This is a genomic window from Cupriavidus sp. H39, assembly GCF_050271075.1.
GTDB classification, from domain to species: domain Bacteria; phylum Pseudomonadota; class Gammaproteobacteria; order Burkholderiales; family Burkholderiaceae; genus Cupriavidus; species Cupriavidus necator_B.
Genome location: NZ_CP189846.1, coordinates 1,022,133 through 1,035,668 on the forward strand (window position 1 = coordinate 1,022,133; position 13,536 = coordinate 1,035,668).

General features: G+C 70.1%; 11 protein-coding genes. 2 read left to right on the forward strand and 9 right to left on the reverse strand.

The window, feature by feature from the left end:
• Nucleotides 1–5: 5 nt before the first annotated feature.
• Nucleotides 6–803 carry an MlaA family lipoprotein gene (locus tag ACOCMH_RS05150; protein ID WP_427308088.1) on the reverse strand — a complete coding sequence of 266 codons (798 nt, stop codon included), beginning with the start codon at nt 801–803 and terminating at the stop codon, nt 6–8.
• A 36-nt stretch (nt 804–839) separates the two neighbouring features.
• A complete protein-coding gene (locus ACOCMH_RS05155; protein ID WP_427308089.1) occupies nt 840–3,476 on the reverse strand; it encodes an MMPL family transporter in 2,637 nt (878 codons plus the stop codon).
• 181 nt (nt 3,477–3,657) lie between these two features.
• Between ACOCMH_RS05155 and ACOCMH_RS05160 the strand changes: the two genes are divergently transcribed.
• Complete coding sequence (locus tag ACOCMH_RS05160) at nt 3,658–4,302, forward strand: MlaC/ttg2D family ABC transporter substrate-binding protein (protein ID WP_427308090.1); 645 nt, start codon at nt 3,658–3,660, stop codon at nt 4,300–4,302.
• A gap of 27 nt (nt 4,303–4,329) precedes the next feature.
• Here the strand turns inward: ACOCMH_RS05160 and ACOCMH_RS05165 are convergent, their stop codons facing one another.
• Genes ACOCMH_RS05165 through ispH form a run of 6 tightly spaced genes read right to left on the reverse strand, consistent with a single transcriptional unit; the run spans nt 4,330 to nt 11,138 of the window.
• Entirely contained in the window at nt 4,330–5,361 is a 1,032-nt protein-coding gene (locus ACOCMH_RS05165; protein WP_427308091.1) for a lysylphosphatidylglycerol synthase domain-containing protein, read from the reverse strand.
• A 10-nt stretch (nt 5,362–5,371) separates the two neighbouring features.
• Nucleotides 5,372–6,187 (reverse strand): hopanoid biosynthesis-associated protein HpnK, encoded by an 816-nt coding sequence (gene hpnK / locus ACOCMH_RS05170; RefSeq protein WP_427308366.1) that lies wholly within the window; start codon nt 6,185–6,187, stop codon nt 5,372–5,374.
• A gap of 38 nt (nt 6,188–6,225) precedes the next feature.
• Nucleotides 6,226–7,650 carry a hopanoid biosynthesis associated radical SAM protein HpnJ gene (hpnJ, locus tag ACOCMH_RS05175; protein ID WP_427308092.1) on the reverse strand — a complete coding sequence of 475 codons (1,425 nt, stop codon included), beginning with the start codon at nt 7,648–7,650 and terminating at the stop codon, nt 6,226–6,228.
• Entirely contained in the window at nt 7,647–8,936 is a 1,290-nt protein-coding gene (gene hpnI, locus ACOCMH_RS05180) for a bacteriohopanetetrol glucosamine biosynthesis glycosyltransferase HpnI (RefSeq protein WP_427308093.1), read from the reverse strand. Before hpnI ends, hpnJ begins: the two co-directional genes overlap by 4 nt.
• 10 nt (nt 8,937–8,946) lie before the next feature.
• Nucleotides 8,947–10,119, reverse strand: coding sequence for an adenosyl-hopene transferase HpnH (hpnH, locus tag ACOCMH_RS05185; protein ID WP_427308094.1), 1,173 nt, complete (start codon nt 10,117–10,119; stop codon nt 8,947–8,949).
• Between the two features lie 20 nt (nt 10,120–10,139).
• Nucleotides 10,140–11,138, reverse strand: a complete 999-nt coding sequence (ispH, locus tag ACOCMH_RS05190) for a 4-hydroxy-3-methylbut-2-enyl diphosphate reductase (RefSeq protein WP_427308095.1) — start codon at nt 11,136–11,138, stop codon at nt 10,140–10,142.
• Between the two features lie 218 nt (nt 11,139–11,356).
• Between ispH and hpnA the strand changes: the two genes are divergently transcribed.
• Entirely contained in the window at nt 11,357–12,364 is a 1,008-nt protein-coding gene (gene hpnA / locus ACOCMH_RS05195) for a hopanoid-associated sugar epimerase (protein ID WP_427308096.1), read from the forward strand.
• A 28-nt stretch (nt 12,365–12,392) separates the two neighbouring features.
• Here the strand turns inward: hpnA and ACOCMH_RS05200 are convergent, their stop codons facing one another.
• Complete coding sequence (locus ACOCMH_RS05200) at nt 12,393–13,535, reverse strand: glycosyltransferase (RefSeq protein WP_427308097.1); 1,143 nt, start codon at nt 13,533–13,535, stop codon at nt 12,393–12,395.
• Nucleotide 13,536 lies beyond the last annotated feature (1 nt).

Genomic DNA, 13,536 nt, shown 5'->3' on the forward strand with positions numbered 1-13,536 from the left:
GTGCCTCAGCGCGGCGCCTGCGGCTGCGCGGGCGCCGGCGTGCCGGCGGGTGTGGCGGGTGAGGTAGGTGCCGGCGGCGCGCCGGCGTCCTCGTCATCGCCATAGTCCGGCAACGCGGCGTTCTGGCCGAGCAGGTAGCGCCGCCGCTGCAGGTACGCGTCGCGCACGAACGCGTACCGGTCCAGCGCCGCCAGCTTGAGCAGGTCGGTCGCGCCCAGCAGGTTGGTGCGCACGTCGACCACGTTCATGCCGTACAGCGAGTTGCGCACCGCCGGCTCGGCATAGGTGGTGGGATCGAACCAGAAATTCACATACAGGCCAGCGCCGTCGCGAAACGAGCTGGGGCCGAACAGCGGCAGCACCAGGTAGGGCCCTGACGGCACGCCCCACGTGCCCAGCGTCAGCCCAAAGTCCTGCGAGTGCTTGGGCAGGCCGGCGGGCGTGGCAAGGTCGATCAGTCCGCCCAGTCCCAGCACGGAATTCATCGCCACCCGCATGAAGCTCTCGGCGGCCGCCACGCCCTTGCCCTGCAGCAGGTTGTTGGCAAAGTTGCCGATGTCCGCAAGGTTCGAATAGAAGTTGCTGACCGCCGTGCGCACCGGCGCCGGCGTTACCGCCTGGTAGCCCTTGGCCACCGGCACGGCGACATACTGGTCCAGCTTGTCGTTGACGGTGAAGATGGCGCGGTTCATCGGTTCCAGCGGATCGTCCGGACTGGCTTGCGGGCCGGTGGCGCACCCGGAGAGCATGGCGGTGGCGAGGGTAATCGTGGCGAGCGTCGTAAAGCGAAGCGGAACAGGCATCAAATCAGGCAGGATCGGTCGCGCGTGAAGAACGGTTCAGGGCCGGGCCGGCCGGTCCGGGCCGTGATGGCCGCCTTCGCGCGGGCGGCCCATCAGGATCGGCTGGAAGAACACGGCCCCCACCAGCGTGCAGGCCAGCGCTAGCGCCAGCAGCTTGCCCATGCTGGCGGTGCCGGGATGGTGCGACAGCCACAGGCTGCCGAAGGCGACCGCGGTGGTCGCCGCGCTGTACAGCACGGCGTGCGTCAGGCTGGATTGCAGCAACTGGGTCTTGCCGTGCCGCCACGCGATCACGTAGTAGATCTTGAAGGCGACGCCGACGCCGAGCAGCAGCGGCAGCGCGATCACGTTGGCAAAGTTCAGCGCAATGCCGGACACCACGCACAATTCCAGCGTGACAATGGCCGACACCAGCAGCGGGATCAGCGTGCGCAGCACGTCGCCGAAGCGGCGCAGCGTAATCCACAGCAGGATGGTGATCGACAGCACCGCCCAGGCGCCCGCCTGCGCAAACGCGGTCATGATGGTGTCGGCCGAGCCGCGGATGGCGATCGGTCCGCCGGTGGCGTCAGGCGCCACGCGCTGCACCGCGGCGATGAAGCGCGCCAGCGCGGCTTCGCGCTCTGCGCTGGCGGCCGGCGGCAGCCTGGGGCTGACATTGACCAGGGCGCGCCCGTCGGGCGCCACCCAGTCGCGCACCAGCTCGGGCGGCAGCGTCTGCGGGCTGACCGCTTGCGGGCTCAGCGCCAGCTTCAGCCTGGCCAGGGCCAATTGCAGCGGCACGGCGAGGGCGCGCTCGGCGCGGTCGCGCATGGGCGCATCCGCGCTGGCCAGCTGTTTCAGCGTGGCGGACAGGTGCGCGGCTTCGGCGGCGCCCGGCCCGGGGTGTTCGTCGGCGGCGATGGCCAGTTGCCGCGCGGCGTTGCGCAGCGCATTGACGCGCGCGCTGTCGGTGGCGGGCGTCGCGGTGGGCTGCGCCAGCGCCGGCATCAGCGCGGCCGAGGCCTGGCCGATGGCCTGCAGCTTGGGCGGCTGGTCGTCGGGAATAAAGCTTTGCAGCGTGACCGCGCGCGCGACCTCAGGCAGTGCCGCAAGCTGGCCGGCAAGCGCGTGCGCGGCCGGCAGCGACGGGGCCAGCACGGTGACATCGTCGGTGCCGGCCTGGGGGGCATCCTTGAGCGCCACCAGCGTGGCCATCGATTCGGACCGCGGATCCTTCAGGTGCAGCGGGTCGAAGTCGAAGCGCAGGTGCGGCAGCAGCGGCGCGCCGGCCAGGATCGCGAGCACTGCGACCAGCAGCACCGGCTTGCGGTAGCGGTCGAAAAAGCGGTCCGCGGGCGCCAGCCAGGCAAAGCCGGGTGACGCGGATTCGCCACCGGGCTTGAGCACGGCAATCAGCGCCGGCAGCAGCGTAAAGGTGGTGGCGAACGCCACCATCATGCCGACGCCGGCGATTAGGCCCAGTTCGGCCACGCCGCGGTAGTCGGTGGGCAGGAAGCAGAAGAACGCCGCCGCGGTGGCCGCGGCGGCCAGCGCCAGCGGCGCGCCGACAGCGCGGGCGGCCAGCCCCAGCGCATCGACGATATGGTCGCGGTCATGGCGCTCGGCGCGGTAGCGCACGCCGAACTGGATGCCGAAGTCCACGCCCAGCCCGACGAACAGCACCGCAAATGCCACCGAGATCATGTTCAGCGCGCCAACCATGGCCAGGCCCAGCGCGGCGGTCATCAGCAGCCCGGCGAACAGGCTCGCCAGCACCGCCACGATCAGCCGTGCCGAACGCAGCGCCAGCCACAGGATCAGCACCACCGCCAGCACGGTCAGCACGCCGTTGAGCACCGCGCCTTCGCTGACCGAGGCGAATTCATCGTCGGCCAGCGCCTGCGGGCCGGTCAGGCGCACCGTGGCCTGGTAGCGCTGCGCCAGCCGCAGTTCGGCCGCGGCCTGGCGGATCGCGTGCGAAGCCGCGGCGCCGGCTTTCAGGTCGCTGTAGTCGAGCACGGGGCTGAGCGCGACATAGCGGTAGACCAGGCCGTCCGGGCCGGGCCTGAGGCTGTCGTCGAGCAGCCCCGCCCACGACAGCGCGGCGGGTTTGCCGGCCAGCACCTGGTCCAGCGTGCGGGCGCTGCGGTCCAGCAGCCCGGCCATGTCGCCCAGCTTGACCTGCCCCATCTGCAGCGGCAGCGCCAGCGTGGTGGCGAGCACATCGGACAGGCCGCGCAGCGTCGGGTCGTGCGCGAGGGCATTGAGCAGCGGGCGCGCCTGCGTCAGCTGCTGCGTCAGCTGGCGGACTTCATCGGTGCCGGCAAAAAGCAGGCCGTTGCGCGCGAAAAAAGCGCCGCCCCCGGGCTGGCTGACCGCCGTGAAGCGCGCCGGCTGCTGGCGCAAGGCGCCGGCCAGCGCATCGGCGGCGGCATCGGCCAGTTCCGCCGCCGGCGCCTGCACCACGGCCAGGATCAACTGGCCGCGCTGGGGGAAGGCCTTGCCGATGGCCTCGTCGCGCACCGCCCACGGGGCGTCGGAGTCCAGCAGGCGGCCGATGTCGGTGTTGATGGCAAAGTTGCGGGCCACGTGGATGCCGCTGGCGGCCGTCAGCAATGCCGCCAGCACGATGACGCGCCACGGCCAGGCGGTGGCAAGCCGGACGATGCGTGTCAGCAGCGAGGTCAGCATGGACGGATCCGGAAGGAGCACGAACCGCGAGTATATCGGCTGGCGCCGTGCCGCATGCGCCATGCCGCGCTGGGGGCGGCCGTGATGCTTGCGGTTCCGCTATACACTGTCAGCCAGGTGCCGGCCGTTGGCGCGGCGCCGCCGCCTTAGCCTCGTCTGTTTTTCCCCCACTCTTGCATCCATGACGATTCACCGTTTGCTTTCCGTGGCGCCGCTTGCAGCGATGGCCATGGCATCTGTCGTACACGCCCAGGCCGTGCAGCCCGGCGACCTGCGCGCCAGCCCCGAGCGGCTGGTGCAGGCCGCGGTGGAGGGCGTGATCGGCACCATCCAGTCCCAGCCCGAGACCCGCGCCGGCGACCTCGGCAAGATCACCGCTGTGGTACAGAAGCAGTTTCTCCCCTACACCGATTTCCGGCGCACCACGCGGCTGGCGCTGGGCAGCGCCTGGCGCACGGCCACGGCGGAGCAGCAGCAACAGCTGTACGAGCAGTTCCAGACCCTGCTGGTGCGCAGCTATGCGGTATCGCTGGCGCAACTGCGCGAGCAGAACGTCAGGTTCCGCTACCAGCCGGCCAGCGCCGCCAGCGGCGCCACCGACGTGGTGGTGCAGACGCGCGTGATCAACAATGCCGACGAGATGCAGATCGACTACCGGCTGCAGCGCACCGCCGCGGGCTGGAAGATCTATGACATCAACATGATGGGCGCGTGGCTGATCGAGGTGTACCGCAAGCAGTTTGCCGACATCATCGCGCGCAGTGGCGTCGACGGCCTGGTGAAGTACCTGACCACGCACAACGCGCGCCAGGCCTCGGACATCTGAGCGCGCCTGTGCGGTGGAGGGCGCGCGCTAGTGCGCGGCGTGCCCGCTATCGTCACGGTTGCCGTCAGCGCCGCGATTGCCGCCGCGCCGCCAGCGGCGCAGCTCGACCCACTGCCATGACAGCAGCGCCGGCACCCCGAACAGGACCTCGCGCGCGCGCTTGACCAGGGCCAGCGCCAGCGCGACCTGCGCGTCCATCCCCAGCACCTGGCCCAGCAGCATCACCACGGCTTCCTGCACGCCCAGCCCGGCCGGCACGAAAAACGCCACGTTGCGCGCGGCCTGCGTCAGCGACTCGATTGCCAGCGCCTGCCAGAACGGCACCGGATGGCCCAGCAGCCACAGCGCCAGCCAGATCTCGAGCGTGCCGCTGAGCAGTCCGGCGAGTTGCCAGCCCAAGGCCTTGGCCAGTTCGCGGTGGCGCCGGTTGAGGGCGCGGATCTGCGCGTCCAGGCGCGCGCCGTCGATGATCGCGACGATGCGGTGGTCGGCGCCGAACAGCCGGCGCGCCGCGCCTTCCAGTTTCTCGAACAACGCAGCGTGGCGCAGCGACAGCGCGAACAGCACCGGCACCGGCAGCGACAGCAGCAGGCCGGCCAGGATGATCCACGCGCCGGCGCGTTGCTGCAGCGCGGCCACCAGCATCAGCACGCCGGTGGCCGCGAACAGGTACTGCGAGAACATCGTCACCATGACTTCGACCACCACGCTGGCGGTGACCGCGGTGGTGTCGTGGATGCGCAGCCGCGTCAGGCGGATGCCGACCAGTTCGCCACCCACGCCCGCGGTGGGCAGCAGGCGGCCCACCGCCTCGCGCACGGCGGCGACCCACCACAGGAAGTCGAGTCCGGCGCGTTCATCGGGATCGGCGGAAGTCAGCAGCACGCGCCAGCCCTGCGCGTCGAGCAGCAGCGGCAGCGCGTGCAGCGGCACCAGCAGCAACAGCGGCCAGCCGCCCCGGGCCATGACCGCGGCGATATCGCCGGCACCCTGGTGGACCACCAGCGCGGTCAGCGCGAGCAGCCCCAGCAGTCCGGTCAGGTAAGCCAGGCGTTTCATCGGCAAGGCGTCAGGAAAGCGCGCTGCCGCCGAGCACATCGGCAAAGCCGCCGCGCCGCCCGGCCGCGCGCTCCAGTGCCGCGCGCACGCGCGGCGACAGCAGCGCGGCCAGCTCGTCGGCATGGCGGTAGCCGCGCATCGACGGGGCGATGGCCGCGCCGGAGACCACCGCCGGGTGCAGGTAGATCTCGCCGACCCCCGCTGGCAGTTGCGCCAGCGCCTGCAGCAGCGCCGCCTCATCCATCTGGCCGCTGCGCGCGATGCCGACCACGTAGTCATTGTGCGCGATGCCGGCACGCTCCAGCCGGCGGCGCAGCAGCACCAGCCACGGGCGCAGCAGCCATGGCGCGCCCGCCTCGCGCGGCAACCGGATCGCGCGCAGGCCGTAGTCGCGCCCGATCGACAGGATCAGCGACAGCACCGTCGGATGCAGGTGGAAATGCTTGTGGGTATTGACGTGGTCCAGCGGCAGGCCGGTGGCGGCGAAGGCCTCGAACTGCGCGCGGATTTCCGCCGCGAGCTGGCGGCGCACCGCGGGCAGGAAGAAGAAGCGGCAGCCGTCCAGCGCCATGGCCGAGCCAAAGCGGCCGTGCGCATCGACCAGGTCGGGGATGCGCGCGCGCGGCAGCGTGGCCGGGCCATCGGCCAGCACCACGTGCAGCCCCACGCGCAACGCTGGCAGCCGGCGCGCGCGGGCGACCGCATCCGCCGCCGCGGGTGCGCCCACCATCAGGCTGGCGGCGTTGAGTACGCCGTCGCGGTGGGCCAGTTCCACCGCCTCGTTGACGGCCGGGTGCAGCCCGAAGTCGTCGGCGGTGACGATCAGCGCGCGTTGCGCCGCAAGGGGAAGCGCCCGGGCCAGGATCAGGCCTCGTGCGAGCGCAGGAAGCGGAAGAATTCCACCCCTTCGCGCAGGCGCCGCTTCATCATGTCCCAGCTGCCGAGCATCTCGCGCACGATTTCCCAGATCTTGCCGGGGCGGAAGTAGAAGCGCTTATAGAAGGTCTCGACGCCGTGGTAGATGTCTTCCTTCGACAAGTGTGGGTAGCTGATTGCCGCCAGCTGCACGCCCTGGTCGTTGACCAGGTTGATGACCTTGTTTTCCTCGAGCCAGCCGTTCTCCACCGCCTGGCGGTACAGCGTGGTGCCGGGGTAGGGCGCCGCCAGCGAAACCTGGATGGTATGCGGGTTGATTTCCTTGGCGTACTCGATGGTCTTCTCGATGGTCTCGCGCGTCTCGCCCGGCAGTCCGAGGATGAAGGTGCCGTGGATCTGGATGCCCAGCTTGCGGCAGTCTTCGGTGAAGCGGCGCGCGATGTCGGTGCGCAGGCCCTTCTTGATGTTCAGCAGGATCTGGTCGTCGCCGGATTCATAGCCCACCAGCAGCAGGCGCAGGCCGTTTTCCTTCATGATCTTGAGCGTGCTGTAAGGCACGTTGGCCTTGGCATTGCACGACCACGTCACGCCCAGCTGGCCCAGCCCGCGCGCGATCTCTTCCACGCGCGGCTTGAAGTCGGTGAAGGTGTCGTCGTCGAACATGATCTCCTTGACCTCGGGCATGTTCTCCTTGATCCATTTCACCTCGGCGATCACGCTCTCGGCCGAGCGCGTGCGGTAGCGGTGCCCGCCCACGGTCTGCGGCCACAGGCAGAAGGTGCAGCGCGAACGGCAGCCGCGGCCGGTGTAGATCGATACGTAGGGGTGCTTCAGGTAGCCGATGAAGTAGTTCTCGATCTTGAGGTCGCGCTGGTAGACCGGCGCCACGAACGGCAGCTCGTCCATGTTCTCGATCATCGGGCGCTGGCCGTTGTGTTCGAGCGATCCGTCCGGCAGCCGCCACGACAGCCCCAGGATGTCCTTGAGCGGCTTGCCGGCGGCCACGTCCTGGCAGGTGTAGTCGAATTCCTCGCGGCACACGAAATCGATGGCGTCACTCGCGCCCAGCGTGCCGCCCGGATCGACCGCGGGCTTGGCGCCGACCATGCCGATCATCACGCCGGGGTGGCGCTGCTTCAGTGCCTCGGCGAACTTGGCATCGGTGGGGAAGGATGGCGTGCTGGTGTGGATGATCACCAGTTCATAGTCCGCGGCAATCTCCAGCGTCTGCGCCACGCTCAGGCCGTCGGCCGGCGCATCGAGCACGCGGCTGCCGGGCACCAGCGCGGCCGGCTGTGCCAGCCAGGTGGGATACCAGAACGACTTGATCTCGCGCTTGGCCTGGTAGCGCGAGCCGGCGCCGCCGTCGAAGCCGTCGAAGGACGGGGCCTGCAGGAACAGGGTTTTTTTCATAGCGGCCTCTGGGTATGGATGCCGGTGAAGGGTGGGGTGTCGGGGGAGGACTTCGTGGCGGCGCTGGCCCTCTCCCCCAACCCCTCTCCCGCGCGCGGGAGAGGGGAGCGAACCATCGCGGATTCCGAGCCCGCTTGTTTTCTCCCCTCTCCCGCTTGCGGGAGAGGGGCGGGGGAGAGGGCGGGTGCTTGGCCGGAGTGCAGGGCATCACATACCGTAAGCGTTTGCTCCCGCCACTGCACGCGCCTGCCAACCAGCGCAAACACCCACCCCGCCAGCAACAACCCATCGCGCAGCGGCGCTCGCAGTGCCGCGGCGATGCTGCCGGCCAGCAGGCTGCGCGCCACCACGCCGAAGGCCGCCACGGCGAACACCAGCGGCAGCGGCGCCAGCCACGCCCCCAGCGCCAGCATCGGCCAGGTGAACGTGATGAAGGTAAAGGCAAAGCCAGCCGGATTCAGCGAGCGCACCGTGCGCAGCCAGCGCAATTCATGCCGCCACAGGTCGGTGAAGCGGTTTTCGGCGATATCGGTCGTCACCACCACATCGGACAACACCGTTCGCAATCCCTGCCGCCGCGTCAGTTCGCCCAGCCAGAAGTCGTCCGCCAGCCGGTCGCGCAAGGTTTCGAATCCGCCGATGGCCGCCAGCGCATCGCGGCGCAGCGCGATGGTCGCGCCAAAGGCAAAGCGCCGCGAGCCGCCCGCATGCGCGATGCGCACCGCGGGCGCGAACCAGTCGTCGATGAACTGCGCGCCGAGGCGTGACCAGAACCCGCCGATGGCGTGGCCGCGGTACAGGCAGGTGACCACGCCGACGCCGGCTTCGGCCAGCGGCGCGGTTACGCGCGCCAGGTAGTCCGGCGCCACCGCGACGTCGCTGTCGGCGAGGACCAGCGCATCGTGCCTGGCCGCGCCCGACAGGTTGATCAGGTTGCTGACCTTCGGGTTGCTGCCATGCACCTGCGGATCGATCACCAGCGCCATGTCGCAGGCCGGGAAGTCGCGGCGCAGCCGCTCGACAACGGCGATGGCGGGATCGTCCGCGGCGCGCACGCCAAACACCAGCTGGAATGATGGGTGCCGCTGCCGGCAGAACGTGCTCAGGTTGGCGTAAAGCCGGGGTTCGGCGCCGCACAGCGGCTTGAGCACGCTGACCGGCGCGGTGGCCATGCCGCCGCTTGCCGCGGGCGCGCGGCGCGACAGCCAGGCCGCGGCCAGCGCATAGCCCGCCGACACGCAGGTCAGTGCTACGCCGGGCAGGGTGGCGACCATTTCCGCGGCCATCGCAATGGGTTCAGTGCGTGACCGCGCTGGCTTGCGCCTTGGCCGGCCCTGGCTTGTTGGCGGGCGGTTTGGCGCGCTGGATTTCCTCGAGCTTGATCTCGACGTGGCGCGAGAACACGTATTCGGCCGGCCGCTGCCGGTCCAGCGCAATGTCGGGCGCCATCGGGCCGCTGGTGCGCACGCCGCGCAGGCTGACGCCGAGCGCCTTGAGCGGATGGGCGAAGGTGTCGGCCACGGCGGTGGCTTCGTAGCCGCTGTGCACCATGCAGTCGGCGCATTTCTCGTAGTTGCCGGTGCCGTAGGCGTCCCAGTCGGTTTCGTCCATGAGCTCGCGGAAGGTGGCGGCATAGCCTTCGCCCACCAGGTAGCACGGGCGCTGCCAGCCGAATACCGTGCGCGCGGGGTTGCCCCACGGGGTGCAGTGGTAGGTCTGGTTGCCGGCCAGGAAGTCCAGGAACAGCGTCGACTGGCTGAACGCCCAGTTCTTGCCCGCGCGGCCGCGGCTGAGGATGTCGCGGAACAGCTGGCGGGTCTTGCCGCGGTTCAGGAAGTGCTGCTGGTCCGGCGCGCGCTCATAGGCATAGCCCGGCGACACGGTGATGCCATCGACGCCCAGCGCCTTGACCGAGTCGAAGAACTTCGCCACGCGCTCGGGCTGCGCATCGTTGAACAGCGTGCAATTGATATTGACGCGGAAGCCGCGTGCCTTGGCCGCGCGGATCGCCTCGACGCAGCGGTCGTACACGCCTTCCTGGCACACCGAGCGGTCATGCATCTCGCGGTCGCCGTCCAGGTGCACCGACCAGATGAAATACGGGCTGGGCTGGTACTGGTCCAGCTTCTTTTCCATCAGCAGCGCATTGGTGCACAGGTAGACAAACTTGCGCCGGGCGATGATGCCTTGCACGATCTGCGGCATGTCCTTGTGCAGCAGTGGCTCGCCGCCGGCTATGGACACCACCGGGGCGCCGCATTCATCGACCGCCTCCAGGCACTGCTGCACCGACAGGCGCTGGTTCAGGATGGGATCGGGGTAGTCGATCTTGCCGCAGCCCGAGCACGCCAGGTTGCAGCGGAACAGCGGTTCGAGCATCAGCGCAAGCGGATAGCGCTTTTGCCGCGACAGGTGCTTGCCGACGATATAGGCGCCCACGCGGGCAACCTGCAGGAGCGGAATGGCCACGACAGCTTCCTCTGGTTGGTTCAGCCTGCAATGTTTTCGTTGGCGGGGGCCGGCGCGGCGTCCGTGCCGGGCTGGCGCGGTGCCGCAGGTGGCTTCACGTCGGCCAGCTCGGCTGGCAGCCGGAATTCGGCATGCTCCTCGCGCCCGGCCATGGTGCTGACCTCGACCGGGCCCAGCCGGCGCAGCGCCGCGATCACGTCTTCGACCATGGCCTCGGGGGCCGAGGCGCCCGCGGTGATGCCGACCACGTTGGCGCCGCGCACCCACGCCGGGTCCAGCTCGCTGCCTTCGGCGATCAGGTAGCTGGGCACGCCGCTTTCGGTGCCGATCTCGCGCAGGCGGTTGGAGTTGGAACTGTTGGTCGCGCCGATCACCAGGATCACCTCGGCCAGCTTGCACAGGTCGCGCACCGCGCTCTGGCGGTTCTGCGTGGCGTAGCAGATATCGCGCGTATCGGGGCCGACCAGGTTACTGAAGCGCCGTCCGAGCGCGGCGATGATATTGCGGGTGTCGTCCACGCTCAGCGTGGTCTGGGTGACGTAGGCGACCGGGGTGTCGTCGGGCAGGTCGAGCTTGCCGACGTCGGCCTCGTTCTGCACCAGAATCACCTTGCCGGGGATCTGGCCCATGGTGCCTTCGACCTCGGGGTGGCCGGCATGGCCGATCAGGATCACCGTGCGGCCGCTGGCGGCGTACTGGCGGCCCTGGGTGTGGACCTTGATCACCAGCGGGCAGGTGGCGTCAATGGCATGCAGCTGGCGCTGGCTGGCCTCGGCGACGACCTCGCGCGAAACTCCGTGCGCGCTGAAGATGGTCACGGCGCCGGCCGGCACTTGGTCGAGTTCCTCGACGAAACGCGCACCCTTGTCCTTCAGTCCCTCGACGACGTGCTTGTTATGCACGATCTCATGCCGCACGAACACCGGCGCTCCGTGCTTCACGAGGGCGCGGTCGACAATCTCGATCGCGCGCACCACGCCGGCACAGAAGCCCCGGGGCTGAGCAAGAATCACCTGCATGGACTAGGCCCCCGACCCATTTGCTACGGGTTTCAGTGTTTCGGATCGCGCAACGGAAAACGGTGCCGGTATCCAGCCAGACCCACCGGAGATCCACCACGGATCACATTTTCCTCGCACGGTGGTTACTATATACCCGACACGCCGGCTTTGTCTGGAGCCGCCATGATCGGCGCAGGGCCGGCCCCGGCGATGCCGCCTTACAGGACAACGGGCTGATGACCAAAAACGATGACGTGCTGGTGACCGGTGCAGCGGGCTTCCTGGGATCGGCGGTGGCGCGCCAGGCGCTGCTGCGCGGCTGGCGCGTGCGCGTGCTGGTGCGCCCGCAAAGCCCCCGCACCAATCTTGCCGGCCTGCCGGTGACCGTGGCGCAGGGCGACATGCGCGACGCCGCCGCCGTGGCCGCGGCGCTGCAGGGCGTGCGCTACGTGTTCCATGTGGCCGCCGACTACCGGCTGTGGGCGCGCGACCCGGAAGACATCGTGCGCACCAACGTCGACGGCACGCTGGCGGTGATGGAGGCGGCGCAGCGGGCCGGCGTGGAGCGCGTGGTCTACACCAGCAGCGTGGCGACGCTGCGCGTCGCCGGCGCGCAGGCGCCGGTGGACGAGACCGCGGCGCTGCGTCCGCACGAGGCCATCGGGGCCTACAAGCGCAGCAAGGTACTGGCCGAGCGGGTGGTCGAACAACGGGTGGCCGAGCACGGCCTGCCTGCGGTCATCGTCAACCCGTCCACGCCCATCGGCCCGCGCGACGTGCGGCCTACGCCGACCGGCCGCATCATCGTCGAGGCCGCCACCGGCAAGATCCCGGCCTTTGTCGATACCGGGCTCAACCTGGCCCATGTGGACGACGTCGCCAACGGGCATTTCCTGGCGCTGGAGCGCGGCCGCACCGGCGAGCGCTATATCCTGGGCGGGCAGGACGTGATGCTGCAGCAGATGCTGCGCGATATCGCGCAGTTGTGCGGCCGGCGCCCGCCAACCCTGCAGCTGCCGCGCTGGCCGCTGTATCCGCTGGCCTACGGGGCCGAAGCGGCGGCGCGGCTGACCGGCAAGGAGCCCTTCCTGACGGTCGACGGACTTAATATGTCGCGCTACCGGATGTTCTTCACCTCGGACAAGGCGCGCCAGGAACTGGGGTATCAGCCGCGGCCGTACCAGGAGGGCTTGCGCGACGCGCTGGCCTGGTTCCGCGCGCACGGATACCTGGGCCGAACCTGATCCGGCCGCACCGGGTCCGGCGGCGCGCTCAGGATCGCACCGGCGCCTGCGTCCGGCCCTTCCACTGCCCGCCGCGCCGCAGCCGGTAGCGCCGCGCCGAGTCGAGGGTTGCGCCCAGGTAGAACAGCGCCGTCACCGGCAGCAGCGGCGCCAGCCACCAGGGCTGCCGGTACTCGCGCAGCATCGGCAGGTAGGCCAGCGCCATCGCGGCCCACGCCAGCCAGGCCGGCCACAGCCGCCAGCCGAGCGCCAGCACCGGCGGCACCAGGTAGGTCAGCACCATGCCGGCGACCGCGCCCGCCAGCCACAGCGGCGAATAGCGCAGCTGCGTATAGGCGCTGCGCGCGATCATGTCCCACAGGCTGCGCCAGCTGTCATAGGGCCGCAGCGACACGCTGTCGTCGGCCAGATCCAGCCGGATCGCGCCGCCGGGCTTGATGCGCGCGGCCAGGCTGCAGTCGTCGATCAGCTCGCCACGGATCGCGGCAAAGCCGCCGATGCGCGCCAGCGCCGCGCGGCTGGCCAGCATGCAGCCCCCGGCCGCGGCGGCAACACGGCTGCGGGCATCGCGCACGCGGGCGAACGGGTAGAGCTTGGCGAAGAAAAAGACAAAGGCGGGCACGACCAGCCGTTCCCACGCCGATTCGCAGCGCAGCCGCACCATCAGCGAGACCAGGTCGCGCCGTTCCGCCTCGGCGCGCGCGACCAGCGCGGCCAGCACGCCGGGCCCGTGCCGGATATCGGCATCGGTCAGCCAGACATAGCGCGCCTGCGCTGCGAGGCGATCGGCGGCGCCCAGGCCTTCGGACTGGGCCCAGACCTTGCCGCTCCAGCCGGCCGGCAGTTCGCGCGCACCGATCACGGTGAGCGCGTGGGGGCGCGCGGTGGTGGCCGCGGCGGCGCGGGCGATATCGGCCGTGCCGTCCTCGCTGTGGTCGTCCACCACCACCAGCGCCAGCCGGCCGGGGTAGCGCTGGCCCAGCACCCCCGCGACCGCGCTGCCGATGACATCCGCCTCGTCGCGCGCGGGGATGATGGCGACCACCTCGGGCCAGTGCGCCGGCGCCGGCGCGGCCGGCGGCTTGCGCACGCGCCAGAATCCGGCGCGCCCGAACAGCAGCACGGCCCAGATTGCGAGCGACAGCAGCGACAGCGCCATGGCGATGCGCATG